At 75.7% G+C, this 24018-nt stretch carries 23 protein-coding genes; 7 read left to right on the top strand and 16 right to left on the bottom strand.

The features are described 5' to 3' along the window. Positions 1–50: 50 nt before the first annotated feature. The gene (gene glmS, locus AC2A1K_RS10600) at positions 51–1937 is read right to left on the bottom strand and encodes a glutamine--fructose-6-phosphate transaminase (isomerizing) (protein ID WP_483896263.1); all 1887 of its coding nucleotides are present in this window, start codon (positions 1935–1937) and stop codon (positions 51–53) included. A gap of 103 nt (positions 1938–2040) precedes the next feature. Here glmS and AC2A1K_RS10595 point away from each other — a divergent pair, with 103 nt between their 5' ends. Beyond that, positions 2041–2913 carry a dienelactone hydrolase family protein gene (locus AC2A1K_RS10595; RefSeq protein ID WP_483896262.1) on the top strand — a complete coding sequence of 291 codons (873 nt, stop codon included), beginning with the start codon at positions 2041–2043 and terminating at the stop codon, positions 2911–2913. Here AC2A1K_RS10595 and AC2A1K_RS10590 read toward each other — a convergent pair. The 9 genes from AC2A1K_RS10590 to eccCa form a co-directional block, all read right to left on the bottom strand. Then, the gene (locus tag AC2A1K_RS10590; protein WP_483896261.1) at positions 2885–3640 is read right to left on the bottom strand and encodes a hypothetical protein; all 756 of its coding nucleotides are present in this window, start codon (positions 3638–3640) and stop codon (positions 2885–2887) included. The two genes, AC2A1K_RS10595 and AC2A1K_RS10590, sit on opposite strands and share 29 nt — an antisense overlap. 7 nt (positions 3641–3647) lie before the next feature. Beyond that, complete coding sequence (locus AC2A1K_RS10585; RefSeq protein ID WP_483896260.1) at positions 3648–4115, bottom strand: hypothetical protein; 468 nt, start codon at positions 4113–4115, stop codon at positions 3648–3650. Positions 4116–4316: 201 nt separating this feature from the next. Continuing rightward, a complete protein-coding gene (gene glmM / locus AC2A1K_RS10580) occupies positions 4317–5747 on the bottom strand; it encodes a phosphoglucosamine mutase (protein WP_483896259.1) in 1431 nt (476 codons plus the stop codon). Next, positions 5747–6373, bottom strand: a complete 627-nt coding sequence (gene rpsI, locus AC2A1K_RS10575; RefSeq protein ID WP_483896258.1) for a 30S ribosomal protein S9 — start codon at positions 6371–6373, stop codon at positions 5747–5749. Before rpsI ends, glmM begins: the two co-directional genes overlap by 1 nt. Continuing rightward, positions 6370–6813 carry a 50S ribosomal protein L13 gene (gene rplM, locus AC2A1K_RS10570; RefSeq protein ID WP_337714712.1) on the bottom strand — a complete coding sequence of 148 codons (444 nt, stop codon included), beginning with the start codon at positions 6811–6813 and terminating at the stop codon, positions 6370–6372. The genes rpsI and rplM overlap by 4 nt, the downstream gene beginning before the upstream one ends. A 174-nt stretch (positions 6814–6987) precedes the next feature. Beyond that, on the bottom strand, positions 6988–7281 hold the full coding sequence (locus AC2A1K_RS10565; RefSeq protein WP_337707377.1) for a WXG100 family type VII secretion target: 294 nt from the start codon (positions 7279–7281) through the stop codon (positions 6988–6990). Between the two features lie 95 nt (positions 7282–7376). Then, positions 7377–7748, bottom strand: coding sequence for a WXG100 family type VII secretion target (locus AC2A1K_RS10560; RefSeq protein WP_483896257.1), 372 nt, complete (start codon positions 7746–7748; stop codon positions 7377–7379). A 114-nt stretch (positions 7749–7862) separates the two neighbouring features. Continuing rightward, positions 7863–9884, bottom strand: a complete 2022-nt coding sequence (locus AC2A1K_RS10555; RefSeq protein ID WP_483896256.1) for a type VII secretion-associated protein — start codon at positions 9882–9884, stop codon at positions 7863–7865. Continuing rightward, complete coding sequence (gene eccCa, locus AC2A1K_RS10550) at positions 9881–13975, bottom strand: type VII secretion protein EccCa (protein ID WP_483896255.1); 4095 nt, start codon at positions 13973–13975, stop codon at positions 9881–9883. The genes AC2A1K_RS10555 and eccCa overlap by 4 nt, the downstream gene beginning before the upstream one ends. Before the next feature lie 148 nt (positions 13976–14123). Here eccCa and eccD point away from each other — a divergent pair, with 148 nt between their 5' ends. From eccD to AC2A1K_RS10520, 6 genes are read left to right on the top strand one after another with little or no spacing between them, the layout of a single operon-like run. Further along, entirely contained in the window at positions 14124–15632 is a 1509-nt protein-coding gene (eccD, locus tag AC2A1K_RS10545) for a type VII secretion integral membrane protein EccD (protein WP_483896254.1), read from the top strand. A 20-nt stretch (positions 15633–15652) separates the two neighbouring features. Continuing rightward, entirely contained in the window at positions 15653–16912 is a 1260-nt protein-coding gene (locus AC2A1K_RS10540; protein ID WP_483896253.1) for a S8 family serine peptidase, read from the top strand. Next, positions 16909–18081: a type VII secretion protein EccE gene (gene eccE, locus AC2A1K_RS10535; RefSeq protein ID WP_483896252.1), complete on the top strand. Its 1173-nt coding sequence runs from the start codon at positions 16909–16911 to the stop codon at positions 18079–18081. The genes AC2A1K_RS10540 and eccE overlap by 4 nt, the downstream gene beginning before the upstream one ends. Continuing rightward, the gene (locus tag AC2A1K_RS10530; protein ID WP_483896251.1) at positions 18078–18791 is read left to right on the top strand and encodes a hypothetical protein; all 714 of its coding nucleotides are present in this window, start codon (positions 18078–18080) and stop codon (positions 18789–18791) included. The genes eccE and AC2A1K_RS10530 overlap by 4 nt, the downstream gene beginning before the upstream one ends. Before the next feature lie 34 nt (positions 18792–18825). Beyond that, a complete protein-coding gene (locus tag AC2A1K_RS10525; protein WP_483896250.1) occupies positions 18826–19143 on the top strand; it encodes a Rieske (2Fe-2S) protein in 318 nt (105 codons plus the stop codon). A gap of 34 nt (positions 19144–19177) precedes the next feature. After that, positions 19178–19555, top strand: coding sequence for a VOC family protein (locus AC2A1K_RS10520; RefSeq protein WP_483896249.1), 378 nt, complete (start codon positions 19178–19180; stop codon positions 19553–19555). A 69-nt stretch (positions 19556–19624) separates the two neighbouring features. Here AC2A1K_RS10520 and truA read toward each other — a convergent pair whose 3' ends face one another. From truA to rpsM, 6 genes are all read right to left on the bottom strand, one after another. Continuing rightward, a complete protein-coding gene (gene truA / locus AC2A1K_RS10515; protein ID WP_483896248.1) occupies positions 19625–20482 on the bottom strand; it encodes a tRNA pseudouridine(38-40) synthase TruA in 858 nt (285 codons plus the stop codon). Between the two features lie 56 nt (positions 20483–20538). Next, complete coding sequence (gene rplQ / locus AC2A1K_RS10510; protein ID WP_483896247.1) at positions 20539–21231, bottom strand: 50S ribosomal protein L17; 693 nt, start codon at positions 21229–21231, stop codon at positions 20539–20541. Between the two features lie 98 nt (positions 21232–21329). Further along, a complete protein-coding gene (locus AC2A1K_RS10505) occupies positions 21330–22403 on the bottom strand; it encodes a DNA-directed RNA polymerase subunit alpha (protein ID WP_483896246.1) in 1074 nt (357 codons plus the stop codon). A gap of 88 nt (positions 22404–22491) precedes the next feature. Beyond that, positions 22492–23097, bottom strand: a complete 606-nt coding sequence (gene rpsD / locus AC2A1K_RS10500; protein WP_337707389.1) for a 30S ribosomal protein S4 — start codon at positions 23095–23097, stop codon at positions 22492–22494. Positions 23098–23126: 29 nt separating this feature from the next. Beyond that, on the bottom strand, positions 23127–23537 hold the full coding sequence (rpsK, locus tag AC2A1K_RS10495) for a 30S ribosomal protein S11 (protein WP_337707390.1): 411 nt from the start codon (positions 23535–23537) through the stop codon (positions 23127–23129). A gap of 39 nt (positions 23538–23576) precedes the next feature. After that, positions 23577–23957, bottom strand: coding sequence for a 30S ribosomal protein S13 (rpsM, locus tag AC2A1K_RS10490; RefSeq protein WP_483896245.1), 381 nt, complete (start codon positions 23955–23957; stop codon positions 23577–23579). Positions 23958–24018 lie beyond the last annotated feature (61 nt).

The following is a 24018-nucleotide window of genomic DNA, read 5'->3' as shown; positions in this document are numbered from 1 at the left end:
ATGTGAGCACTTTCCCGGCCTATAGCCCGGGAAAGTGCTCACATACCCAGCTACTCGACCGTGACGGACTTCGCGAGGTTGCGGGGCTTGTCGACGTCGTAGCCGCGGGAGCGGGCGACCTCGGCCGCGAAGACCTGCAGCGGGACGCTCGACACGAGCGGCTGGAGCAGCGTCGACACCGCGGGCACCTCGATGAGGTGCTCGGCGAACGGTCGCACGGTCTCGTCGCCCTCCTCGGCCACCACGATCGTCCGCGCCCCGCGCGCCTGGATCTCGCGGATGTTCGAGAGCAGCTTCTGGTGCAGGATCGCGCGGCCCTTGGGCGAGGGCATGACCACCACGACCGGAAGGTCCTGCTCGATCAGCGCGATCGGCCCGTGCTTGAGCTCGCCCGCCGCGAAGCCCTCGGCGTGCATGTAGGCGAGCTCCTTGAGCTTGAGCGCGCCCTCCAGCGCCACCGGGAAGCCGACGTGGCGGCCGAGGAACAGCACCGCCTTCGACGACGCGAGGTCACGGGCCAGCGCGCGGGTCGGCTCGACGACGGCGTCGAGCACCCGCGCCACCGCGACCGTGCTCGACTCCAGCTCGGCGTACTCGCGGGCCACCTCGTCGGCGTACTTCGTGCCGAACGTCTGCGCCAGCGCCAGGCCCACCAGGTAGCAGGCGACGACCTGCGCGGTGAACGTCTTGGTCGCGGCCACCCCGACCTCGGGGCCGGCGTGGGTGTAGAGCACGGCGTCGGACTCGCGGGGGATCTGCGCGCCGTTGGTGTTGCAGATCGCCAGCACGCGGGCCTTCTGGTCGCGGGCGTGGCGCACGGCCTCGAGCGTGTCCGCGGTCTCGCCGGACTGGGAGATCGCGACGACGAGCGTGGAGCGGTCGAGCACCGGGTCGCGGTAGCGGAACTCGCTCGCGACCTCGACCTCCACCGGGATGCGGCACCAGTGCTCGATCGCGTACTTCGCCAGCAGCCCCGCGTGGTACGCGGTGCCGCAGGCCACGACGAACACCTTGTCGATGTCGCGCAGCTCCTGGTCGGAGAGCCGCTGCTCGTCGAGCACCACCCGGCCGTCGATCAGGTGCCCGCGCAGCGTGTTCGCGACGGCTGCCGGTTGTTCTTCGATCTCCTTGAGCATGAAGAAGTCGTGGCCACCCTTCTCGGCGGCCTCGATGTCCCAGTCCACGTGGAACGGGCGCGTCTTCGCGGTCTCGCCGAGGAAGTCGGTGACGACGGCGCCCTCGGCGGTCAGCGTGACGATCTGGTCCTGGCCGAGCTCGACGGCGTCACGCGTGACGTCGATGAACGCCGCGACGTCCGACGCCACGAACATCTCGCCCTGGCCCACGCCCACCACCAGCGGGGAGCTGCGGCGCGCGGCGACGATCTCGTCGGGCCGGTCGGCGTGGGTGAAGACCAGCGTGAACGCGCCCTCGAGCCGCGAGACGACCGCGCGGACCGCCGCGGTCAGCCCGAGGTCGGGGTCGGCGTCGAACGCCCGCGCCACCAGGTGCGCCGCGACCTCCGAGTCGGTGTCGCTGGTGAGCTCGACGCCCTCGGCCTCGAGCTCGGCGCGCAGAGCGGCGAAGTTCTCGATGATGCCGTTGTGCACGACCGCGACGCGTCCCGTGGCGTCGCGGTGCGGATGGGCGTTGCGGTCGGTCGGCGGCCCGTGGGTCGCCCAGCGGGTGTGCCCCATCCCGGTCGTGGCACGCAGCGCAGCGGAGCCGTCCGATGCCGTGCCCGCCGTCCCGTCCGCGGGGAGCACCGCGACCAGGTTGTCGAGCGGCCCGGCCGCCCGGTGCACCTCGAGCCCGCCCGCGCCGTCCGCGATCGCGACCCCGGCGGAGTCGTACCCGCGGTACTCCAGGCGCCGCAGGCCGTTGACGAGAACCTCTTGGGCACCGCGCCGTCCGACGTATCCCACGATCCCGCACACGGGCCTCAGGGTAACGACGCGCCCTGTGGCCTCCTGGAGGCCCGGGCGGGTCACGTCAGGCCGCGACGGGGTACCTCCGCTAGGTTCCCGTGCCATGGCGAGCGTGATCGCACCGAAGGCCCTGGCGCCGAAGGCGGTGGTCGCCGAGCTGTCGCAGCCCGGCCCGCACCCCGTGCTGCGCGGTGAGCTGGCGCTCGTCGGGCTCCCGGGGGTGGTGTTCACCCCGGCCTCGGGCACCGCACTGCCCGCCGTCGCCTTCGGGCACGACTGGCTGCAGCCCGCGGCCCGCTACCTCGGGCTCCTGCGTCACCTCGCCTCCTGGGGCATCGTCGCGGCCGCGCCTGACACCCAGCGGGGCCCCGTCGGCTCCCACCGCGGGCTCGCCGGCGACCTGCGCACCGCGCTCGGCGTCGTCTCCGGTGTCCGTCTCGGCGGCACCGCCCGCGGCGCCGCGGTCAGCGTCGACCCGCACAAGCTCGGTGTCGCCGGGCACGGCATGGGCGCGGGCTCGGCCGTCCTCGCCGCCGCCGTCCCGGCCGCCGACACGCGCGTGCAGGAGGTCGGCGAGCCCTACTGGGAGGTCGGGCACGGCGTCGCGATCCAGGCGGTCGCCACGATCGCGCTCACCGACACCCGCCCGTCGGCCGTCGAGGCCGCCCGCGCGGTCCACCTGCCCGGCATGCACCTCGGGTTCGGCAAGGACCTCGTCTCGCCGCCCGCCGCCGGCGCGGAGCTGCTCGACAAGGCCTGGGCGGGCGAGTCGTCGCTGCGCACGGTGAAGAAGGCCACCCACCTCGGACTGCTCGAGGGCCGGCACTGGAGCGACGTCCTGCTCGACGGCAAGGGCGAGCCCGCGACGCGCACCCTCGTGCGCGCGCTGCTGACCGGGTTCCTGCTGCACCGCCTCGGCGGCGACGGCCGCTACGCCGCGGCGTTCGACGGCGTCGTCAAGGGGACGGAGGCCGGCTCGGGCTGAGCGGGTCGCCGCCGCCCGCCGCGAGCCGCTCCCGGACCCGGGCCCCGGCCTCGCGGCCGACGGCTCGGCTGCGGGCCGCCGCGGCCAGGAAGTGCCTCGTCCGCTCCTCGAGGTCGGCCGCCCAGGCGCGCAGCGGGCCCTCCACCGACGGGTCGGTCCGGACGGCGGCGAGCAGCGCGTCGACCTGCCCGGGGAGCAGCCCGCCCACCGGGTCGGTGGGACGCACCGCCGCCGCGCCGGCCGCGAGGTCGCGCACCGCGGCCGCCGTGCGCGCCGCGGCGACCTCGAAGACGTCGGCGGTGTCGCCGAGCTCGGAGACCAGGCCGTGGGCCGATCGCGCCAGCGCGGAGACCCGCTTCTGCACGGCGTCGGCCGACGGGCCCGCCCACGTGTCCCACAGCGGACCGAGGTCCTCGGCGGTGTCGACGTGCTGCCGGCGGACCAGGGTCGCGGCCTCGCGCAGGGCCTCGGCCTGCGCGGCGAGGGCGGCCGGCTCGGGCAGCTCGCGAGCCTCGGTGCCGGCGCGCCGGACCGTGGCCGGGTCGGTGTCGGGGCCCGCCGGGACACCGCGCCAGCGCGGGGGCAGCGCCGACCAGCGCGCGAGGTGCGTGGCCAGCACGCCGACCGCGGCGTCGACGGTGGTCAGCAGGGTCGCGCGGTCCGGCCCGGCGAGGTCGACCGGACCCGGCGCGGGCGCGAGCCGCAGCGGGCGCTCGGGGCGGTTCACCCGACCCTCAACCGGCGTGGCGCGGCACGCCTCGCGGTCCCGGACCGCTCGACCCGTCGGCGGGGTCGGCGTCGTCGGGACCGGTGGCGTCCGCGCCGGTGGCCGGGGTGCTCGGCACAGCCCCGGGATCGGCGGGCTGGTCGCGCTCCTCGCCGGCGGCCTGGAGGTGCTCGGCGAGGTCGCCGACCGCGCCGGCGTGGGCGCGCAGCAGGGCGACCGCGGACAACGAGGAGTCCGCACCCTGCTCCGCGCTGAGGCGGTCGGCGAGGCGGTGGAGGTCGCGCGCCCGGCCGGTGACGGCCTCGACGACCTCGGGGAGGTCGGGCTGGTCGGGCTGGACGGCGTCCTCGTCGGTGTCCCGCTCGTCGTCGCGTCCCTCGTGATCGAGATCGGCGAGGACCTGCTCGACGGGATCGTGGGGATCGTGGGGATCGAGGGAGCGAGCCGGGCCGTGAACGGGCGGGACCGAGTCCATCCGCGTCCTCCGCCTCCGGCCCGCGCCAGGCGCGGGACTGTGCCGACGTCCGCGTCCCGCGCTCCGGGCGCCGGGTCCGCGCGACCACCGTCAGGTTAACGCGTGGCAGCCCGCCGGTGGGCGGGAACCCGGTACCGGCACGCCCGGATACGCGACGGCGTCGGCGCAGGTCACCGACCGTGGTCGCACGGCGGCGCTGTGTCAGCGGACGGTGGAGACGAGCCCCGCGAGCCGGTCGGCGACCTCGCCCGCGACCACCTGCGTGGGCGCCTCGACCATCACGCGCACGAGCTGCTCGGTGCCCGAGGGACGCAGCAGCACCCGGCCCCGGCCGCCCAGCTCGGCCTCCGCGGCCGCGACGGCGTCGGCGACCTCGGGCGACGAGCCCACCGCGGCCTTGTCGGCGACCGGCACGTTGACCAGCACCTGGGGCAGCCGCGTCATCACCGCGGCGAGGTCGGCGAGGGTCCGCCCGCTCTGCGCCATGCGCGCCATGAGCCGCAGCGCGGTCAGCAGGCCGTCGCCGGTGGTGGCGTGCGTCGGGAGCACCACGTGGCCCGACTGCTCGCCGCCCAACGCGAACCCGCCGGCGCGCAGCTCCTCGAGCACGTAGCGGTCGCCGACCGCGGTGGTGCGCAGGGTGACCCCGGCGTCGGCCATCGCGAGGTGCAGGCCGAGGTTGCTCATCACGGTGACGACCAGCGTCGCGTCGGTGAGCTCGCCGCGCTCGAGCAGGTCGAGGGCGAGGATCGCGAGGATCTGGTCGCCGTCGACGACGCTGCCGTCGGCGGCGACCGCGAGGCAGCGGTCGGCGTCGCCGTCGTGGGCGACGCCCAGGTCGGCGCCCTCGGCGACCACGGTCCGGGCCAGCGCGTCGATGTGGGTGGATCCGACGCCGTCGTTGATGTTCCAGCCGTCGGGCTCGGCGTGCAGCGCGGTCACCCGCGCGCCCGCCGCGGCGTACGCGCCGGGCGCGGCGGTCGACGCGGCGCCGTGCGCACAGTCCACGACGACGTGCAGGCCCGCCAGCGGCGTCGGGGTCGCCGACGCGAGGTGCTCGACGTAGCGGTCGAGCGCGTTCGGCAGGTCGCGCACCCGGCCGATGTCGTGGCCGGTGGGCCGGGGGCCGGGGCTGCCCGCGCCGTCGACGCGCGCCCCGATCGCGTCCTCGACGGCGTCGGGCAGCTTGTGCCCGCCGGCAGCGAAGAGCTTGATGCCGTTGTCGGGCATCGGGTTGTGCGACGCGGAGATCATCACGCCGAGGTCGGCGTCGAAGGCGTCGGTGAGGAACGCGACCGCCGGCGTCGGCAGCACACCGACGCGCAGCACGTCCGCCCCGGCGGCGGCGAGGCCCGCGGTGACCGCGGCCTCGAGCATCTCGCCGCTGGCCCGCGGGTCGCGGCCGACGACCGCGACGGGGCGGTCCGCCGCGCCACGCCGACCCTCGGCGCGGGCGTGCTCGGCGAGCACGCCCACGGCCGCCGCGGAGACCGCGGTCGCCAGCTCGGGCGAGAGGTCGGCGTTGGCCAGGCCCCGGACACCGTCGGTGCCGAAGAGACGAGGAGCCGAGGCCGCCTGCGGGGCCGAGCCTCGCTCTCCTGTCGGCGTGCTGAGTTCGATGTCTCCCGCCATCAGCGCTTCGAGTACTGCGGAGCCTTCCGGGCCTTCTTCAGGCCGTACTTCTTGCGCTCCGTGGCCCGCGCGTCGCGGGTGAGGAAGCCTGCCTTCTTGAGGCCCGGGCGATCGTCGGGGTCGATCTCGACGAGAGCGCGCGCGAGACCGAGGCGCAGGGCGCCGGCCTGGCCCGACGTGCCACCGCCGGTGAGGGTGGCGTGGACGTCGAACTGCTCGGTGCGCTCGGTGACCACCAGGGGCTCGCGGATGAGCTGCTGGTGCACCTTGTTCGGAAAGTACTCCTCGAACGCCTTGCCGTTGCAGACGATGCGCCCGGTACCGGAGACGAGGCGCACGCGGACGATGGCCTCCTTGCGGCGGCCGACCGTCTGGACGGGGCGGTCGATGCCGGCGAACACCGCGGCCGCCGTCGCACCGAAGACGTCGGCGTCCTCGTCGGCGTCCTCGTCGGCGTCGGAGCTCACGACGTCGGCGACGACCTCGTCGTCTCCCGGCTCGTCGGTGGCGGACGCCGGGGTGCCGCCGACGGCGCCCTCGGGGAGGTCCGCGGCTTCCGCGAGCGTCTGCGCCGCGTCGTTGTCGGCGACCTCGGGCAGGTCGGTCGGGTCGTCAGGGGTGGTCACTGGCTCACCTGTCGAATCTCGTACGGCACCGGCTTCTGCGCGGCGTGGGGGTGCTCGGGGCCCGCGTAGACCTTGAGCTTGCTGCCCATCGCCCGGCCCAGCCGGTTCTTCGGGAGCATGCCCTTGATGGCCTTCTCGACCAGCCGCGCCGGGAAGCGCTCCAGCTCCTCGCCCACCGTGCGGGCCTTGAGCCCGCCCGGGTAGCCACTGTGGTGGTAGACGAAGCGGTCGTCGCGCTTGCCGCCCGTGAGGGCGATCTTCTCGGCGTTCACGATGATCACGAAGTCGCCGGTGTCGACGTGCGGGGCGTACGTGGGCTTGTGCTTGCCCCGCAGCAGCGTCGCGCTCTGGCTGGCCAGGCGTCCGAGCACGATGTCGGACGCGTCGATGACGTGCCAGGCGCGATCGATGTCGCCGGGCTTCGGACTGAACGTGCGCACGGAAGCTACCTCGTCACGGACGGCTGGGCGGGTCGGCACAGGGCCGGTGGGATCGAGCACTGTGGGTCAAGCACTATGGGGTCGAGCAGGCGCGGGACGTACACCGCGCAACGATCCTCCAGAGTACGCGTCCCCCCGCGGCCGACCTCGACCACCCCCTATCGGACGTCGGCGTCAGGCCCGGAACATCGCTCCGACGCCCGACTCGGTCTCCATGTACTGCTGGGTGGCCTGGTCGGTGCGCGCGCGGATCTGCGCGAGCAGCTCCTTCAGATCGTTCCACGCCGTGTCGATCTGCTGCTGTTGCTGCCGGTAGAAGTCGGACGACGCGCCGTCCCACACGGACAGCTGGCCCACCGCGGTGCGCACGTCCGCGAGCTGCGCCTCGATGCCCGCGTGCGTGGTGTTGATGTCCTGGCTGGCCTGTTGCAGCGCGCCGAAGCGGACCTTGATGTTGGGGCTGGTCATGGTGTCCTCGTCTCTCCTCGTTCTCTCCGTGTCTCTGTGTCTCTGTGTCGCTGTGTCGCTGTGTCTCTCCGTGTCGCCCCGGTCCGCGGGAGCGGTCAGCCGAGGGCGTTCGTGATCGCCCCGCCACCCGGGCCGCCCGGGCCGCCCGCACCGCCGCCACTGCCGCCGTCACCGAGGACGTTGAGCAACCCGGCCGCGTCGGCCTCGCTCGCGTCGTAGCGGCCGGCGCCGGACCGCACCCGCTCGGCGATGCCGAGCAGCGCGTCGTTGATGCGCTTCGCGTCGGTCTGCCAGCGGGCCATCGTCCCCTGGAACGCGTTGGAGCCCTGGCCCTGCCAGTCGGCGACCAGGGGCTCGAGCCGCCCCTGGAGCGACCGGAGCTGGCCCTGCAGATCGCCGTTGATGGTCTCCAGCCGGTTGGCCACGTCGACCATGACGCCGGTCTGGGTCCCGAATCCTCCTGCCACGCCACATCTCCTCTCCTCGCGGAGCCCGCGGGCCCCGTGTGCTCGTGACGGATCGAGCATGACGATCGCGCCGCGGGCGTGGTGGCCGTTCGGGAGAAGTCGCGAGAAGTCGCCTCAGCCGGTGGGTTCGAGCGTCTCGACGACCTGCTCGCACGCGGCGAGGACGCGACGCTCGTCGGCGGCGTCGACGCCGTGGCGGCAGCCGACGCTGACCATCGACGGCGCGGACACCACGACGAACCAGTCGACGCGGACGCCGGGCGCGGGGTCCTGGCGGTACCGGGCCACCTCGCGGCCGCCGAACTCGGCGCGCGCCTCGTAGCCCGACACCGGGTCGCCGCCGGCCCGCGCGGCCTCGTACTGCCCGGCGAGCTGGGCGCGGGCGCGCTCGGGGTCCGCCGCGCTCGCGGCGTCGAGCGGGTTCTCCTGGACCGCGACGAGGTCGGCGCCGCGCGGTGCGCCCGCGGGACGCAGCAGCAGGCGCCGGGCCCCGGGGTCGCCGCCGGCCTGCACCCAGCCGATCGGCGCGACGAACGTCTGCCCGCCGACGACCATCCCGGTGCCCGACGGGCCCCGCAGCGCCCGGACCCCGAGCACGACGACGGTGACCAGCGCGACGACCGCCAGCAGGGCGACGATCACTGCGCCGACGCCGACCCGTCCGTGGGTCGGTGCGGGGCGGCGGGCGGGGAGGTTCCGGCGGGCGGGCAGCCGGCGCGGCTCGTCCTCCACCGGCTCGACCAGGTCGGTGTCGTCGACCGGCTCCGCGGGGGCGGTGGCCTCCTCGGGTGGCTCGACGCGGCGCACCGGCACCTGCACGTCCGTGCGCTCCGACGAGGTCGGGGTGAGCCAGGCGGGGTCGCCGGACAGATCCTCGGTCGGGTCCGTCTCGCCGGGGGACGGGGCGGGCGGGAACTCGACCGTCGGCGGATCCAGCAGCGGCCCGGACCGGAGCCCCCCGGCGGCGAGGGCCCCGACGGCCGCCGGGGCGGAGCGCGGCGCGGGGATCCCACCCCGCCGCGACGCCGCGTCCTCGCGCGCCACCACCAACGCCCCGTGTGCGACGACCGACCGCGGCTCGGGCGCGACGGTCGCGGGCACGCCGAGCTCGCGGTGCACGAGCGCGGCGAGCAGCGGGATCCGGGCGCCGCCGCCGGTCACCCGGACGCCGTCGAGGTGCTCGGGGCCGGTGCCGGCGTCGGCGAGGGTGTCGGCGAGCAGGTCGACCACGCCGCGCAGCGCCGGGCGCAGGACCTCGGCGAGCTCGCCGCGCGACAGCCACGCCGCGGTGACGCGCCCGGGCAGCGGGACCGCCGCTTGCTCGGCGTCCGAGAGCTGCTCCTTCGCCGCCCGCACGTCGTCGAGCAGCACCTGGCGGTGGCGCCGGTCGGCGAGCGTCGTGCCGGCGACCACCTCCCGCACGCGGTCGGCGCCGGCGAGCTCCTCCGGGTCGTCGTGCAGCGACCCCAGCAGGTGCCCGAGCAGCAGCTCGTCGGCGTCGTCACCCCCGAACCGGGTGTCGTCGCGCCGGGCGAGCACCCGCGCGTCCCCGCAGCGGCCGGCCACGGGCGCCAGCACGGCCGCCGACGCCCCGCGCGCGCCGAGGTCGAGCACCGCGAGCGGGCGGGGGCGCGCCGTGCCCCGCGGGCGCATCCACCCGGCGTGGGCGGCCGCGGCCACCGGTTCCTCGACCAGCGTGAGGTCCTCGGCGAGCCCCGACCCGGCGCGGCGCAGCACCTCGCGGCGCCCGGTGTCCCAGCCCGCGGGGTGGGTGAGCACGAGGTGGCGGGGACGCCCGCCGCGCAGCAGGGGGCCCGCGCGGCCGAGGGCCTCGGCGAGCACCGCGCCCCAGGCCTCGGAGACCCCCACGACGCGGGTCCCGAGCAGCAGGTCGGGCTCGTCGACGCGCAGCCGGGGCGTCGGCTCGTAGCGCGACGGGTCGGTGGGCGCGCGGCGGCGCGCGGCGCCGCCGACGACGAGCGCGGTGCCGTCGGCGGGCGCGAAGACCGCGGCGAGGTCGAGCGGGAGGTCGGTGGGGTCGACGGCCTCGACCGACCGGTCGTCGGGGCCGGTGTCGACCGCCGCCGCCACCGTCGTCACCCCGAGGTCGATCGCGACGACCGGGCCGTCGCTCACGGGTCCCCCGGCGCGGCCGTGATCGGGGGATCCGGGTCCCGCCACCCCACCTGCACGAGGCGCTCGCCGTGGCGGCGCGAGACCAGCCAGCCACGTCCCGGCGGCTGCGGGCCCGGCCGCACGGTGCCGAGCAGGACGCCCTCGTCCCGGCTGCCGCTCATGACGATCCCGGGCGAGCCGAGCTCCCGCAGCCGGGCGAGCACCGGTTCGAACTGCGCCCGGGCCGCGCCGCCCGCGCGCCGCGCGACGACGAGGTGCAGGCCGACGTCGCGGGCCTGGGGCAGCAGGTCGAGCAGAGCGGCGAGGGGGTTGGTGGCGGCGCCGGCGACGAGGTCGTAGTCGTCGACCAGGACGAACACGTCCGGCCCGGTCCACCACGACCGCGCGCGCAGCTGCTCGGGGGTGACGTCCGGTCCGGGCAGGCGCCGCTGCAGTGAGCCGAGCAGCTCGGTCATCGCCTCGGTGAGCGCCTGCGCCGAGGAGGTGTAGGAGATGAGGTGGTCGCTCGCGACCGCGCCGAGCAACGAGCGGCGGTAGTCGACGATCATCAGGCGGGCCTGCTCGGGCCGGTAGCGGGTGACGATCTGGTGGGCGAACCCGCGCAGCAGCGCCGTCTTGCCCGACTCCGCGTCGGCGTAGCAGACGAAGTGCGGGTCGGCGGCCACGTCGAGCAGCACCGGGGCGAGCCGTTCCTCCGAGAGCCCGAGCGGCAGCAGGTGCGGCGCGCCCTCGTCCGGCCCGGGCAGCGCCTCGACCCCGACGCGCTCGGGCAGCAGCCGGACCCGCGGAGCCCCGGTGCCGCTCCAGGCGGCCGCGACGCGGGCGACGAGCTCCCCGGTCGCGCGCCCGAGGTCCTCGGTGTCGGCGACGCCGTCGAGGCGCGGCAGCGCGGTCAGCACGTGCAGCTTCTCCCGCGACAGCCCGCGGCCCGGGCGCCCGGCGGGCACGACCGCGGCGACCCGACGGTCGACCTCGGACTCCGAGGGGTCGCCGAGCCGCAGCTCGAACCGGGTGCCGAGCAGGTCCTTGAGCGCCGGGCGCAGCTCGGCCCACCGGCTGGCCGTGATGACGACGTGCACCCCGTACGACAGCCCCGCGGTGGCCAGCGAGATCACCGTCTGCTCGAGCGCCTCGTGCTCGCTGCGGAACGCGTGCCAGCCGTCGACGACGAGGAAGACGTCACCGAGCATGTCGCTGCCGCCCGTGCCGTGGGCGAGCTCGCCGCGGCGCCGGAGGAGGTCGTCGAACTCCCCTGTCGGCGTGCTCCCCTCGTGGCTCCGTCTGCGGCGGGCGCGCAGATCGGCCATCGACTCGAGCCCCACCTCGCGGAACCAGCGCTCGCGGCCGGCGAGCAGCGCGGCGACCTCGGCGACGGTGCGGCGCACGAGATCGGGCTCGCCGCGTCCGGCCACGGACCCGACGTGGGGCAGTCCGGCGAGGCCGGCGAGCGTGCCGCCGCCGAGGTCGACGGCGTAGAACTGCACCTCGGCCGGGGTGTGCGTCAGCGCCGCCGCGGCCACGAGCGTGCGCAGCAGCGTCGACTTGCCCGACTGCGGCCCGCCCGCCACGACGACGTGCCCCGCGGCCCCCGCGAGCTCGGCCCACAGCACGTCACGGCGCTGGTCGTAGGGCCGGTCGACGATCCCGACCGGCACCGCGAGCGCGCCGTTGGCGGGGAAGCCGGGCGCAGTCAGCCCCCGGTCGGGCGTCGCGGTCAGCGGCGGCAGCAGCGCGTCGAGGGTGGCCGGGTCGGCCAGCGGCGGGAGCCACACCTCGTGCGCGGGCGGCCCCTGCCCGCGCAGGCGTTCGACGACGACGTCGAGCACGGAGGGGGTCCCACCACGGGGACCGATCACGGCGGGCGGTCCACCGGACGGGACGTGCCCGTTGCCGTCGGGCACCGTCGGCGCCGCCGGCTCCACCCACCGCGCCGAGAACGGCCGCGGGCGCATCTCGCGGGGCAGCGGGGACTCGTCGGGCACGACGCGCCCCACGGCGCGGTGGGGCGCCGACACGTAGCCCGCCTTGAAACGGATCATGGTCGACGACTCGACCTTGAGGTAGCCCGACCCGGGCACTGCCGGCAGCTCGGCGGCGTCCGGGACGCCGAGCACCGCGCGGGAGTCCGACGCCGAGAACGTCTTGAGCCCGATCCGGTAGGACAGGTGCGAGTCGAGGCCCCGCAGCCGGCCCTCCTCGAGACGCTGCGAGGCCAGCAGCAGGTGGATCTGCAGCGAGCGGCCCAGCCGCCCGATCGCGACGAACAGCTCGGCGAAGTCGGGCTTCTGGCTCAGCAGCTCGGAGAACTCGTCGACGACGACGAACAGCGTCGGCAGCGGTTCCAGCGCGGCACCGTTCTCCCGCGCGCGCTCGTACTCGGTGACTCCTGCGAGGTTGCCCGCGGCGCGGAGCATCTCCTGGCGACGCTGCATCTCTCCGGCCAGCGCGTCGTGCATGCGGTCGACGAGGCTCAGGTCGTCGGCGAGGTTGGTGATCACCGCGGCGACGTGCGGCGCCGGGGCGAGTCCCGCGAACGTCGCGCCGCCCTTGAAGTCGACGAGCACGAGGTTGAGCGTCTCGGACGAGTGCGTGGTGATCAGGCCCAGGACCAGCGTCCGCAGGAGCTCCGACTTGCCGCTGCCGGTGGCGCCGACGCACAGCCCGTGGGGGCCCATGCCCTCCTGCGCGGCCTCCTTGATGTCGAGGTCGACGGGCTCGCCGTCCGCCGAGACCCCGAACGGCACGCGCAGGCGGTCGCGCAGCGGGCGCGGGCGCCAGGAGGCGGTGACGTCGAAGGTGTCCGGCTCGCCGTCGACGCCGAGCAGCTCGAGGATCCCGGGGCTGGTCAGCAGCGGCTCTTCGTCACCGCCACCCACCGCGGGCGTGCGGCACGGCGCCAGCCGCCGGGCCAGCGCCTCGGCCTCCGCGGCGCCCAGGGCGTCGGGGCGTCCGAACCACTCGACGCCCTGGCGCCCGACCGCCCCGATCCGCCCGTCACCGTCCAGGTCCAGGACGAGCCCGAGCCCGCGCCGCGACGTCAGCGTGCCGAGCGTGTCGGACAGGTCGATCAGCGTGACGGCGGACAAGCCCTCCTCGAGGAGGATCTGCTCGGACCCGAGGACCTCCGCGTCCTCGAGGACGACGACGACGTGGCGCGTGTCCGCCGCCGGCGCGGCGCCGCGGGTGAACCGCCCCCGCCCGGCCAGCTCCGGCGCCAGCCACGACTCCACGCCGGCCAGCGAGGACGTCACCATCCGCACCGGCCCCGCCCCGTCGGACAGGCGCGGGTGCGCGACGTGGGGCAGCCACTTGACCCACTCCCACTCCGCGCGCGCCGGGCCCGTCGCCGCGACGGCGACGACGAGGTCGTCGGGGCTGTGGAAGGTGACCAGCTGCGCCACGAGCGCCCGCACCAGGCCCCGGCGGGCCTCCACGTCGCCCCCGGCGACCGCCACCGAGGCGAACGCGCGCAGCGACACCGCGGTCGGCAGGTCCGGGACGATCGAGTGGGTGCGCACGAACCGGCGCAGCGCGACGGTGGCGACGGGCTCCAGGTCGTCGACCGGGCCGGTCTGGGGCGGCACGAGCGCCGTGGCGAGGCGCTGCGAGCCGCGCCCGACGCGCACGTGGGCGAAGTCCGGGTCCGACGGCCGGCGCTCCCACATCCGCGCCCCCCGGGCCAGGCCCACGAGCGCCGAGGGATCGGGATGCGTCCACTCGAGGGCCCGGCGCTGCTCGACCGCGGTCTCGCGGGCCCGCCGGCGCATCTGCGCCAGATAGCGCAGGTAGTCCTTGCGGTCCTCGTCGGACTCGGCCCGCCGCTGCGCCCCGCCCCGCGTCACGCCGCCCGCGACCATGCCCAGCGTCGAGAGCGCGAACATCCCGCCGAAGAGCCACGAGGTCGGGTTGTCGACGCCGATGACGACGATGAACCCGAGTGAGCCGACCACCATGAGCAGCGGCAACACCCGCAGCAGCGGCGAGGTGGGCGTCGCTCGGGGGATCTCCGGCGGCGCCTCGAGGTGGACCTCGCCGGAGGGGACCTCGGGCGGGGACTGGCGCGCGGCGCGCCGGAAGACCCGTGTGCCCACCGCCCGTCCCCCGTTCCTGGAGATCGCACCACCCGCCCCGACGGTGCGGCCATACTAGGGAGCCGCGGCCCGCGCCGGGTCCGTCTCGACGAACCGCCCGAAGATCACGAACAGATCCCCGAGCAGATCCCCGAGCGGGGAGGAGCGCATGACAGGCACCGCCCGGACGAGCCGGAACGCGGCGCTGCCCGGGACCCGCACGTCGCCGTCGCTGCCGGCCGGATCGGGTGCGGTGGCCGCGGCGAGCCGGGTGTCGGTCCTCGCGCCGCGCACCCGCGTCGACGTCGCGGTGCCGCCGGACGTGCCGCTCGCCGACCTCCTGCCCGTCCTGCTGGACATGACCGGCGAGTCGGGATCGGGGGGGCGCGGGTCCGGCGGGTGGACGCTCGCGCCGCTGGGCCAGGGTCCGGTCGACCCCGCGCGCACGCTGGCCTCCCTCGGTGTCCTCGACGGCGACCAGCTCGTGCTGCGCCGCCGTGCCGACGCCGCCCCGCCGCCGTTGTTCGACGACGTCGTCGACGCCGTCGCCGAGGCGACACCGGCAAGCTACCGGGCGTGGGGGCCCGCGATCGCGCGAGTGCTCGGGCTGTGCGGGCTCGCGCTCGGTCTCGCCGGCGCGGTGCTCGCCCTGGTCGTGGTCGGGCGCGCGCCGGGCACCGCGGGCGGGCTCGGCACCGCGGCCGTCGCGGGGGTCGCCGCCCTCCTCGCGCTCGCCTTCGCGGCCGTCTGCACCCGGGTGCTCGACGAGACGGGTGCGGGCTCGGTGCTCGCGCTCGGCGCGGTGGCGCTGGCCGCGGTCGCGGGCGTCGCGGCGGTGCCGTGGAGCACGCCCGGGCCCTTGACCGCCACGTCCGGTGCGCCCCAGCTGCTGCTCGGCGCCGCCCTCGCCGCGGCCGTGGCCGCGGTCTGCCTACTCGCGCTGGGACGGGCCGGGCGCACCGGGGTCGCCGCGCTGCTCGGAGCGCTCACCGCCGCCGTGCTGCTCGTCGTCGCCGCGGGTGTCGCGACGGTCGTGGACGCGGGCGACGCCGCCGGGGTCGCGGCCGGGGTCGGCGCGCTGGCGCTCCTCGCGTCGGCGCTGCTGCCCCGCACGGGCATCGCGCTCGCCCGCCTCCCGCTCCCCCGCGTGCCGGGGTCGGCCGAGGAGCTCGCCGACGACCCCGGTGTCGCCGAGCACGCCGACATCGAACGCCGCGCCGACCGCGCCCACGCCGCGCTGTCGGGCCTGGTCGTGGGGTGCGGGGTCGTCACCGCCGGGGCGGTCACGGTGCTGGCGCTCGCCCCGGTCACCGGATGGCGAGGCATCGCCGGCTGGGTCCTCGCGGTGCTGCTCACCATCCTGCTGGGGCTGCGCTCGCGCACCTACGCCAACGGCGTGCAGGCGGTCGCGCTGCTCGCGTGCGCGCTGCTCGCCGCGGCCGGGCTGCTCATCGGCTGGCTGCTCGCCGCGCCGGCGCTCGTGGCGGTGCTCGCCGTGCCCGTCGTGTCGCTCGCGGCCGGGGCGGGCGCGCTGGCCCTCGGCGTCGTGGTGCCCCGGCGGCGGTTCTCGCCGGTCGCGCGGCGGGCGGTCGACATCGCCGAGGCGATCGGCATCGCCGCGGTGCTGCCGGTGGCGCTCGCGGTCATGGACCTCTACACGGCGATGCGGCTGCTGTGATCTCCCGCGTCGGAGCGGCCGTGCTCAGCGTCGCGCTGCTCGGGGCCCCGCCTGCCGCCGCCTCGACCGCGCCGGTCCCGCCCGCGCCCGACCCCGCCGCCCTCGCCGCGCTCGACCCGGCCCCCGACGGCGTCCCCGGCGCGCGACGCCTCGCGCCCTGCCCCGCGGCGATCCCGCCGGCGCCGTCGGGGTTCGGCATCGGCGACCTCCCGCCCGGCCCGGACCCGGCCGCCGCGTGGACCGACGGCCGCGGCGAGGGGCAGACCGTCGCCGTGATCGACACCGGTGTCGCCGCGCACCCACGGCTCGGCCCCCGCGTGGTCGACGGGGGCGACTTCGTAGCGGGCTCCGACGGCCGCGACGACTGCGACGGGCACGGCACGGCGGTCGCCGGGGTGCTCGCCGCCGACGCCGCCCCGGGCGACCTGCTCGTCGGCGTCGCGCCCGGCGTGCGGGTGCTCGCGGTGCGGCAGACCAGCGCGTTCCACGGCGCCGGTGACGTCACCACGCTCGCCCGGGCGGTCCGCCACGCCGCCGACACCCCCGGCGTCGGGGTGCTCTCGATCGCCCTCGCCGCGTGCCGCACCCCGGACCAGGTCGCCGACCCCGCCGACGCACCCGCGCTGGGTGCCCTGCGCGCCGCGGTGCGCGACGCTGTCGACCGGGGCGTGGTCGTCGTCGCCGCCGCGGGCAACACGGGGCCCGGGTGCGCGCCGAACACCGGCGCCGACGTGCGGAGCATCCCGGTGCCGGCCTGGTTCGGCGACGACGTGCTCGCGGTCGGCGCGGTGGACGACGCCGGCGCGCCCGACCCGTCGTCGCTCGCGGGGCCGTGGGTCGACCTCGCCGCGCCCGGCCGCGCCCCGGCGTCGCTGGCGGCCCGCGGCGACGGGCTGACCACCGGGCTCACCGCCCCCGACGGCACCACCGCGCCCCTGGTCGGCACGAGCTTCGCCGCGGCGCGGGTCGCCGGGGCAGCGGCGCTGCTGCGCGCCCGTTCGCCGGAGACGCCGGCGCGCGAGATCGCGGCGGCGCTGGTCCGCTCCGCGTCGCCGACGCCCGGGCTCGTCCCTGGCGCCCGCGACGACGCCGTCGGCTACGGCGTGCTCGACGCGGCCGCCGCCGTGCGCGGTGGCCCGCCGCGTACCGGGCCCGAGGTGCGGCCCGCGCCCGCGAGGGCGCCCGTGCCGAGCACCTCGCCGGTCGGATGGATCGCGGGCGGCGCTGCTCTGGTGGTGGCGGCGGCCCTCGTCGCCCGGCGCCGAAGGGCCGCGCGATGACCCTGCTGACCGCGCACCGCCGGCCGCCCGGACCCTCGCTGGGCCGGATCCCGCTCGTCGGCATCGTCGTGGTCGAGGTCGGGCTCGCGATCGCCGTGGCGCTGGTGGCGGTCGACCGTCGGTTGCTGCCGCTGGCCGGGGTCGTGCTGTCCGCGGGCCTGCTCGTCGGGCTGCTGCGGGTCCGGCGGCGGTGGCTCGTGCACTGGATCGGGCTGGCGCTGCGCTTCCGGGTGCGGGTCCGCGAGCGGGAGCCCGAGCAGGCCGTCGACGACATCGACCCGCGCCTGCGCACGTTGCGTCTGCTGGCCGGCGACCTCACCGTCGCCCGCGCGCGCGACCACGACGGGCGCGAGGTGGGCCTGGTCGGGCACGGCGGCGGGTGGAGCGCGGTGCTGGCGCTCGACCCGGCGGGCGGGGACGGTGCCGGGGGCCTGGTTCCGGACGATCGGGCGTCGTTCCCGCTGGCGGCGATCGCCGGGTGCCTGGCCGACCGGGGCGTGGTGCTCGACGCCGTGAGCGCGCTGTGGCACTGCCGCCCCGTGCGCGACGACAGCCCGGCGGCCGAGGCCTACCGCGAGGTGCTGGGAAGCCTGCCGGCCCTGGCGCGACGCGAGGCGTGGCTCGTCGTGCGGCTCGACCCGGCGCGCTGCCCCGACGCGGTCGCCGAGCGCGGCGGCAGCGTCCTCGGCGCCCACCGGGCCGTGGTGGGGGCGCTCGCGCGGATCGGACGGGTGCTGGCCGACCACGGCACTCCCGTCCGCCCGCTCGCCGCCGACGAGGTCCTCGACGCCGCGACGGACGCTGCCGACACGGGGGGCGAGAGTCCCCGGTTCGTCGAGCACTGGAAGGCCGTCGTCGTCGGCGAGGTCGGGCACGCGGCGTACGCCGTCACGGGCTGGCCCGCCGGAGCGGAGCGCCTCACCGGCCTCACCGCCACCGCAGGCCGGACGTGCACGCTCGCGCTCACCCTGGAGCCCGATCCGCGGTCCGGCGGTGCCGTCGGGCTCCGCGGCACCGTGCGCCTCACCGCCGACACCCCCGACGCGCTCGAGGAGTCCGGCCGCGAGCTCGTCGCCCGCGGGCGCGCACTCGGGGTCGCCCTGGACGCGCTCGACGGTCAGCACGCCGCCGGGCTCGCGGCCACGCTCCCGCTGGGGGCCCAGTCGTGACCGAGCCCCCCGGCGCGCTCGGCCGCACGGCCCCGACCCGCGCCGACCCCGAGCTCGCGCCGACGTTCTCGGTGCCGCCCGCCCTCGTCGACACGTTGGGTCCCCCCGTGCGTCCCGCGGGGGTGGTGCTCGGCGCCGACCGGGACGGCGAGCCGGTGGCCGTGAGCCTCGTCCGGCCCACCCCGACACGGGCCGTGCTGCTCGGCGGGCTCTACCTCGCCCGGCAGGTCACCCTGCGCACGGTCGGGACGGGGACCAGCGCGGTCGTCGTCACCGGGCGCCCGCCCGTGTGGGAGGCGGTGCGGGACGCCGCCGACGACCGCGTCCGTGTCGTCGGCGAACCCCCCGCCGACCTCGCGGTGCCCGACGGCGACCCGCTGCTCGTCGTCCACGACCGCGGCGCGACCGCCCGGGGCCCGGAGTCGGCGCGACGGCCGCGGCAGACGACGCTCGTCGTGCTGCCCTCCCTCGTCCCCGCGGTCTCCGATCTCGCCGACGACGCGGACCTCGTCCTCATCCAGCGGCTCCCGCCGCACGAGGCCGAGCTCGCCGGGCGGCTCTGGCGCCTGTCCCCGGCGATGACCGAGACCCTGCGCACCCTGCCCGACCGGGGCGTCGTCCTCCTCGGCCGCAACCTGTGGCGACGCGTCGACCTCGTCACCGGCCCGCAGGAGACGGCGATCCTCGGTCCGGTCCGCCGCGGCGACTAGGGTGATCGGGGTCACCACGTCACGGGGAGCCGCCATGCCCGAGACCACCTTCACGCCCGTCCTGACGCTCTCGGACCTACGCGACCGCACGATGACCGCCGTGATGGCGGGCGGGCAGCGCGTGCTGCTGGTGCACGTCGACGGCGAGGTCCGGGCGTACGACAACCGCTGCCCGCACCGCGCGTGGCCGCTCGAGCGCGGCAGCATCTCGAACAGCGTCCTGACCTGCGCCAACCATCGCTACACGTTCGACGTCGCCACGGGCCGCGGGCTCGACCCGGGTGGCTGCGACCTGGTCGCCCACCCCTGCCGCGTCGAGGCGGACGGCACGATCGCGGTCGCCGTCCCTTGACCTCGACCTTGCTCGAGGTCGGACGCTCGGTCGCATGAGCATCGAGCTGAACCACACCATCGTCGAGTCCCCGGACCCGGACGCCGGCGCGGCGTTCCTCGCCGAGGTCCTCGGGCTGCCCGCGCCGTACCACTTCGGTCCCTTCACGGTCGTCGAGGTCGCCCACGGCACGAGCCTCGACTTCATGACCGTGGCCGCACCGCATCCCCAGCACTACGCCTTCCTCGTCCCGGACGAGGAGTTCGGGGTGATCGCGGGGCGGTTGCGCGACCGCGGCGTGCCGACGTTCGCCGACCCGGGTCACCGCCGGCCGGGGCACAACACCAACGACGGCGGCCAGGGCGCCTACTTCGACTCTCCCGAGGGCCACAACCTCGAGATCCTCACCCGCCCCTACGGCAGCGGCTCCTGACCGATCGCCCGCGTGAGCGCGTGGCGTTACGGACGTTGAGTGTCTGCGACGCCACGTCGCTGACACGTCTCAGTGCTCGTCGCGGCGGCGGCGGGTCGCGGCGGCGCGGGCGGCGAGGTCGGCGTCGTCGGGATAGTCGACCCCGACGAGGCGCAGGCCCCGGGCGGCGACGACCGTGACCTCGCTCGAGCGTTCGCGCGCCGCGAGCAGGTCCCCGGGCCACGAGACCGGGCGCCGGCCCTCGCCGACGGCGAGCAGCGCGCCCACCACCGAGCGGACCATCGAGTGGCAGAACGCGTCGGCGGACACGCGCGCGGCGAGGACATCGGTCTCGTCGGGCTCGCGGGTCCACTCCAGGTGCTGGAGCTCCCGCACGGTCGTCGCGCCGGCGCGCGGGCGGCAGTAGGCGGCGAAGTCGTGCTCGCCGAGCAGGCCCCGGCCGGCCTCGTTCATCGCGTCGACGTCGAGCGGGCGCGGCCAGCGCAGGGTGTCGCGGGCGCGCAACGGTTCGGGGCCCCAGGGAGCCGTGCTGACGCGGTAGAGGTAGTGGCGCCGGAACGCCGAGAAGCGCGCGTCGAACCCGTCCGGCGCCGGAACCACGGATCGGACCCTGACATCCGGTGGCAGCATTCGCGCCAGCCGGCCGACGAGCCCCGGGTGCATCGCCACCGTCTCCGGCAGGTCGACGTGGCAGACCTGCGCGTCGGCGTGCACCCCGGCGTCGGTGCGGCCCGCGACGGTCAGCGCGACGGGCACCCGCCAGGTCGTCGCCAGCGTGTCCTCGAGGACGCCCTGGACCGTGCGCAGGCCCGGCTGGCGCGCCCAGCCGGAGAAGTCGGTGCCGTCATAGGCCAGGTCGAGCCGGAAACGACGCACGGGCACCGCGAGCCCGCTCCCGGCGTCGGGAGCGGGCTCGCGGCGGGACACGGAGCGATCAGACCAGCACCCCGATGGGGGAGCTGGACCCGGAGTGGTGCTGTCGGTCAGGACTTGTCGTCCGTCGTGCCCTTGGACGACCCGGACGACTCGGACGACCCGGACGAGTCGTCCGTGGGGTCGAGACCGGCGTTGGCCGCCGCGTTCTCGGCCATCTCCTCGGGGACCTCATCGGTCGAGTCGGTCGAGCCGGTCGAGCCGGTGGTCTCCTGCGACGAGGTGTCCTCCGAGACGTTCTCCTCGGAGGTCTCCTCCGCCGCCGCGATCGTCGCCGCGGTCGCGGCCGCACCGGTGGCCGCCTCGCCGACCTCGGCGCCCGGGCCGGACGACGTCTGCGGCGCCGCGGCGGTGCGGGTGGCCTGCGAGGCCTCCGCCGACGCGGTCCGCTCGTTCACCAGCTCGATGACGGCCATGGGCGCGTTGTCACCCTTGCGGGGCAACGTCTTGATGATCCGCGTGTAGCCGCCGGGACGGTCCGCGAAGAACGGGCCGATCTCGGCCGTCAGGCGGTGCACGACGTCCTTGTCGCGGATCTGCTCCGCGATGAGACGACGGTTGTGCAGGCCGCCCTTCTTGGCCTTGGTGATCAGCCGCTCCGCGTACGGACGCAGGCGCTCGGCCTTGGCCCGCGTGGTGTGGATCCGCCCGTGGGTGAACAGCGACGTGGCCAGGTTGGCCAGCATCAGCTTCTGGTGGTCGGGGGAGCCCCCGAGCCGCGGGCCCTTGGTGGGCTGGGGCATGTCACTGCTCCTGTCTCGTGACGCCTTTCCTCCCCGGCCCCGCCCACGATCTGTGGGGCGGGCCGGGGAGGGGGCAGCACGTCAGAGTTGCTGGGTTGCTACAGCTGCTCGGTCTCGGCGTAGTCCTGGCCGTCGTCGTCCACGACCCCGTAGCCGCCGAAGCCGCCGTCGGAGCCGTAGGACTCGAAGCCCTCGGACGGGTAGTCGGCCGCCGCGGCCGAGGGGTCGAACCCGGGCGGGCTGTCCTTGAGCGCGAGGCCCAGCCCGGCCAGCTTCATCTTGACCTCGTCGATGGACTTCGCACCGAAGTTGCGGATGTCCAGCAGGTCGGCCTCCGACCGGCCGACGAGCTCGCCGACGGTGTGGATGCCCTCCCGCTTGAGGCAGTTGTAGGACCGGACCGTGAGGTCGAGGTCCTCGATGGGCATCGCGAACGCGGCGATCGAGTCGGCCTCGGCGGGCGAGGGCCCGATCTCGATGCCCTCGGCGTCGACGTTGAGCTCACGGGCCAGCCCGAAGAGCTCGACCAGCGTGCGACCGGCGGACGCGATGGCGTCGCGCGGGGTCATCGACGGCTTGGTCTCGACGTCGAGGATCAGCTTGTCGAAGTCGGTGCGCTGCTCGACGCGGGTCGCCTCGACCTTGTAGCTGACCTTGAGCACCGGCGAGTAGATCGAGTCGACCGGGATGCGGCCGATCTCGGCGCCGGAGGCCTTGTTCTGGGCGGCCGGGACGTACCCGCGGCCACGCTCGACGACCAGCTCAACCTCCAGGCGGCCCTGGTCGTTCAGGGTCGCGATGTGCAGGTCGGGGTTGTGCACGGTCACGCCGGCCGGCGGGACGATGTCGCCCGCCGTCACGGTGCCGGGGCCCTGCTTGCGCAGGTACATCGTGGCCGGCTCGTCCTCCTCGGAGCTCACGACGAGCTCCTTGAGGTTGAGGATGATGTCGGTGACGTCCTCCTTCACCCCGGGAACGGTGGTGAACTCGTGGAGGACCCCGTCGACACGGATGCTGGTCACGGCCGCGCCCGGGATGGACGACAGCAGCGTGCGACGCAGCGAGTTGCCGAGGGTGTAACCGAAGCCCGGCTCCAGCGGCTCGATGACGAACCGGGAACGGGTGTCGTCGATGGCGTCCTCGGACAGAGCGGGACGCTGAGAGATCAGCACGTGCGCGTTTCCTTCCGATGCGGCGTCCGCTATTTGACGCCGAACCCGACCCGGCCCGAGCAGGCTGCTCGGGCCGGGGTACTGCTGGTTACTTCGAGTAGAACTCGACGATGAGCTGCTCCTGGACCGGCGTGTCGATCTGCGACCGCTCCGGGAGCGAGTGGACGAACACCCGGAGCGAGTCCGGGACGACCTGCAGCCACCCCGGGACGGGGCGCTCGCCGAAGTTCTCCTTCGCCACCACGAGGGGCAGCATGTTCCGGGACTTCTCCCGGACGTCGATGATGTCGTACTGCGTCACCCGGTAGCTGGGGACGTCGACCTTCTGGCCGTTGACCAGGAAGTGGCCGTGCCCGACGAGCTGGCGGGCCTGACGACGGGTCTGCGCGAGGCCGGCCCGGTAGACGACCGAGTCGAGCCGCGACTCGAGGAGCTTGAGGAACTCGTCGCCGGTCTTGCCCTCGCGACGGTTCGCCTCCTCGTAGTAGGCGCGCATCTGCTTCTCGAGCAGGCCGTAGGTGAAGCGGGCCTTCTGCTTCTCCTGCAGCTGCAGCAGGTACTCGGACTCCTTGATGCGGATCCGGCCGTGCTGCCCCGGCGGGTACGGGCGACGCTCGAAGGACTTGTCCCCACCGATCAGGTCGACCTTGAGGCGGCGGGACTTGCGGGTGGCGGGGCCGGTGTAGCGGGCCATCGTGGTGTCTCCTCCCTGTTCCGGCCGGCCTAGACCCGGCGACGCTTCGGCGGACGGCAGCCGTTGTGCGGCTGCGGCGTGACGTCGGCGATGGTGCCGACCTCGAGGCCCGCGGCCTGCAGCGAACGGATGGCGGTCTCGCGGCCCGAGCCCGGGCCCTTCACGAAGACGTCGACCTTCTTCATCCCGTGCTCGGCGGCCTTGCGGGCACAGTTCTCCGCGGCCATCTGCGCGGCGAACGGCGTCGACTTGCGCGAGCCCTTGAAGCCCACGTGGCCGGCCGAGGCCCAGCTGATGACATTGCCGGTCGGGTCGGTGATCGAGACGATCGTGTTGTTGAACGTGCTCTTGATGTGCGCGTGGCCGTGGGAGACGTTCTTCTTCTCCCGGCGACGGACCTTCTTGGCCCCGGCCGCGCCCTGGCGAGTCCTGGGTGGCATCTCTTCTCTTCCGTTTCGAGGGGGTGGAGGGCGCGCCGACTACTTGCGCGCGGCCTTCTTCTTGCCGGCGACCGTCTTCTTGGGGCCCTTGCGCGAGCGGGCGTTGGTCTTCGTCCGCTGCCCGTGCACCGGCAGGTTGCGGCGGTGCCGCAGCCCCTGGTAGCTGCCGATCTCGACCTTGCGCCGGATGTCCGCCTGGACCTCACGGCGCAGGTCGCCCTCGACCCGGAAGTTGTTCTCGATGTACGCGCGCAGCGTGGCGGCGTCCGCGTCCGACAGGTCCTTCGACCGCAGGTCGAAGTCGATGCCGGTCTCGGTGAGGATCTCGCGGGCTCGGCTGCGGCCGATCCCGAAGATGTAGGTCAGCGCGATCTCCATCCGCTTCTCGCGGGGGAGATCGACGCCGGCGAGTCGTGCCATGGGGCGACGTGCTCCTCGTGTCGTCCGGGAGGTCTGGCTCCCCGCCCGTCCCGGGACCGTG

Source organism: Actinomycetospora sp. 2LY8.5 (genome assembly GCF_057180585.1).
The sequence above is the reverse complement of the archived record's forward strand: the minus strand, read 5'-3'. Positions and strand labels throughout refer to the sequence as shown.

Bases quoted from the DNA above. Each gene is read 5' to 3' on its own strand.
- rpsD (WP_337707389.1), bottom strand. From the start codon at position 23,097: ATGGCCCGCTACACCGGCCCCGCCACCCGCAAGTCCCGCCGCCTCAAG.
- eccE (WP_483896252.1), top strand. From the start codon at position 16,909: ATGACCCTGCTGACCGCGCACCGCCGGCCGCCCGGACCCTCGCTGGGC.
- rplQ (WP_483896247.1), bottom strand. From the start codon at position 21,231: ATGCCCCAGCCCACCAAGGGCCCGCGGCTCGGGGGCTCCCCCGACCAC.
- AC2A1K_RS10585 (WP_483896260.1), bottom strand. From the start codon at position 4,115: ATGGACTCGGTCCCGCCCGTTCACGGCCCGGCTCGCTCCCTCGATCCC.
- AC2A1K_RS10520 (WP_483896249.1), top strand. From the start codon at position 19,178: ATGAGCATCGAGCTGAACCACACCATCGTCGAGTCCCCGGACCCGGAC.
- AC2A1K_RS10525 (WP_483896250.1), top strand. From the start codon at position 18,826: ATGCCCGAGACCACCTTCACGCCCGTCCTGACGCTCTCGGACCTACGC.
- rpsK (WP_337707390.1), bottom strand. From the start codon at position 23,537: ATGCCACCCAGGACTCGCCAGGGCGCGGCCGGGGCCAAGAAGGTCCGT.
- glmM (WP_483896259.1), bottom strand. From the start codon at position 5,747: ATGGCGGGAGACATCGAACTCAGCACGCCGACAGGAGAGCGAGGCTCG.
- AC2A1K_RS10565 (WP_337707377.1), bottom strand. From the start codon at position 7,281: ATGACCAGCCCCAACATCAAGGTCCGCTTCGGCGCGCTGCAACAGGCC.
- rpsM (WP_483896245.1), bottom strand. From the start codon at position 23,957: ATGGCACGACTCGCCGGCGTCGATCTCCCCCGCGAGAAGCGGATGGAG.
- eccD (WP_483896254.1), top strand. From the start codon at position 14,124: ATGACAGGCACCGCCCGGACGAGCCGGAACGCGGCGCTGCCCGGGACC.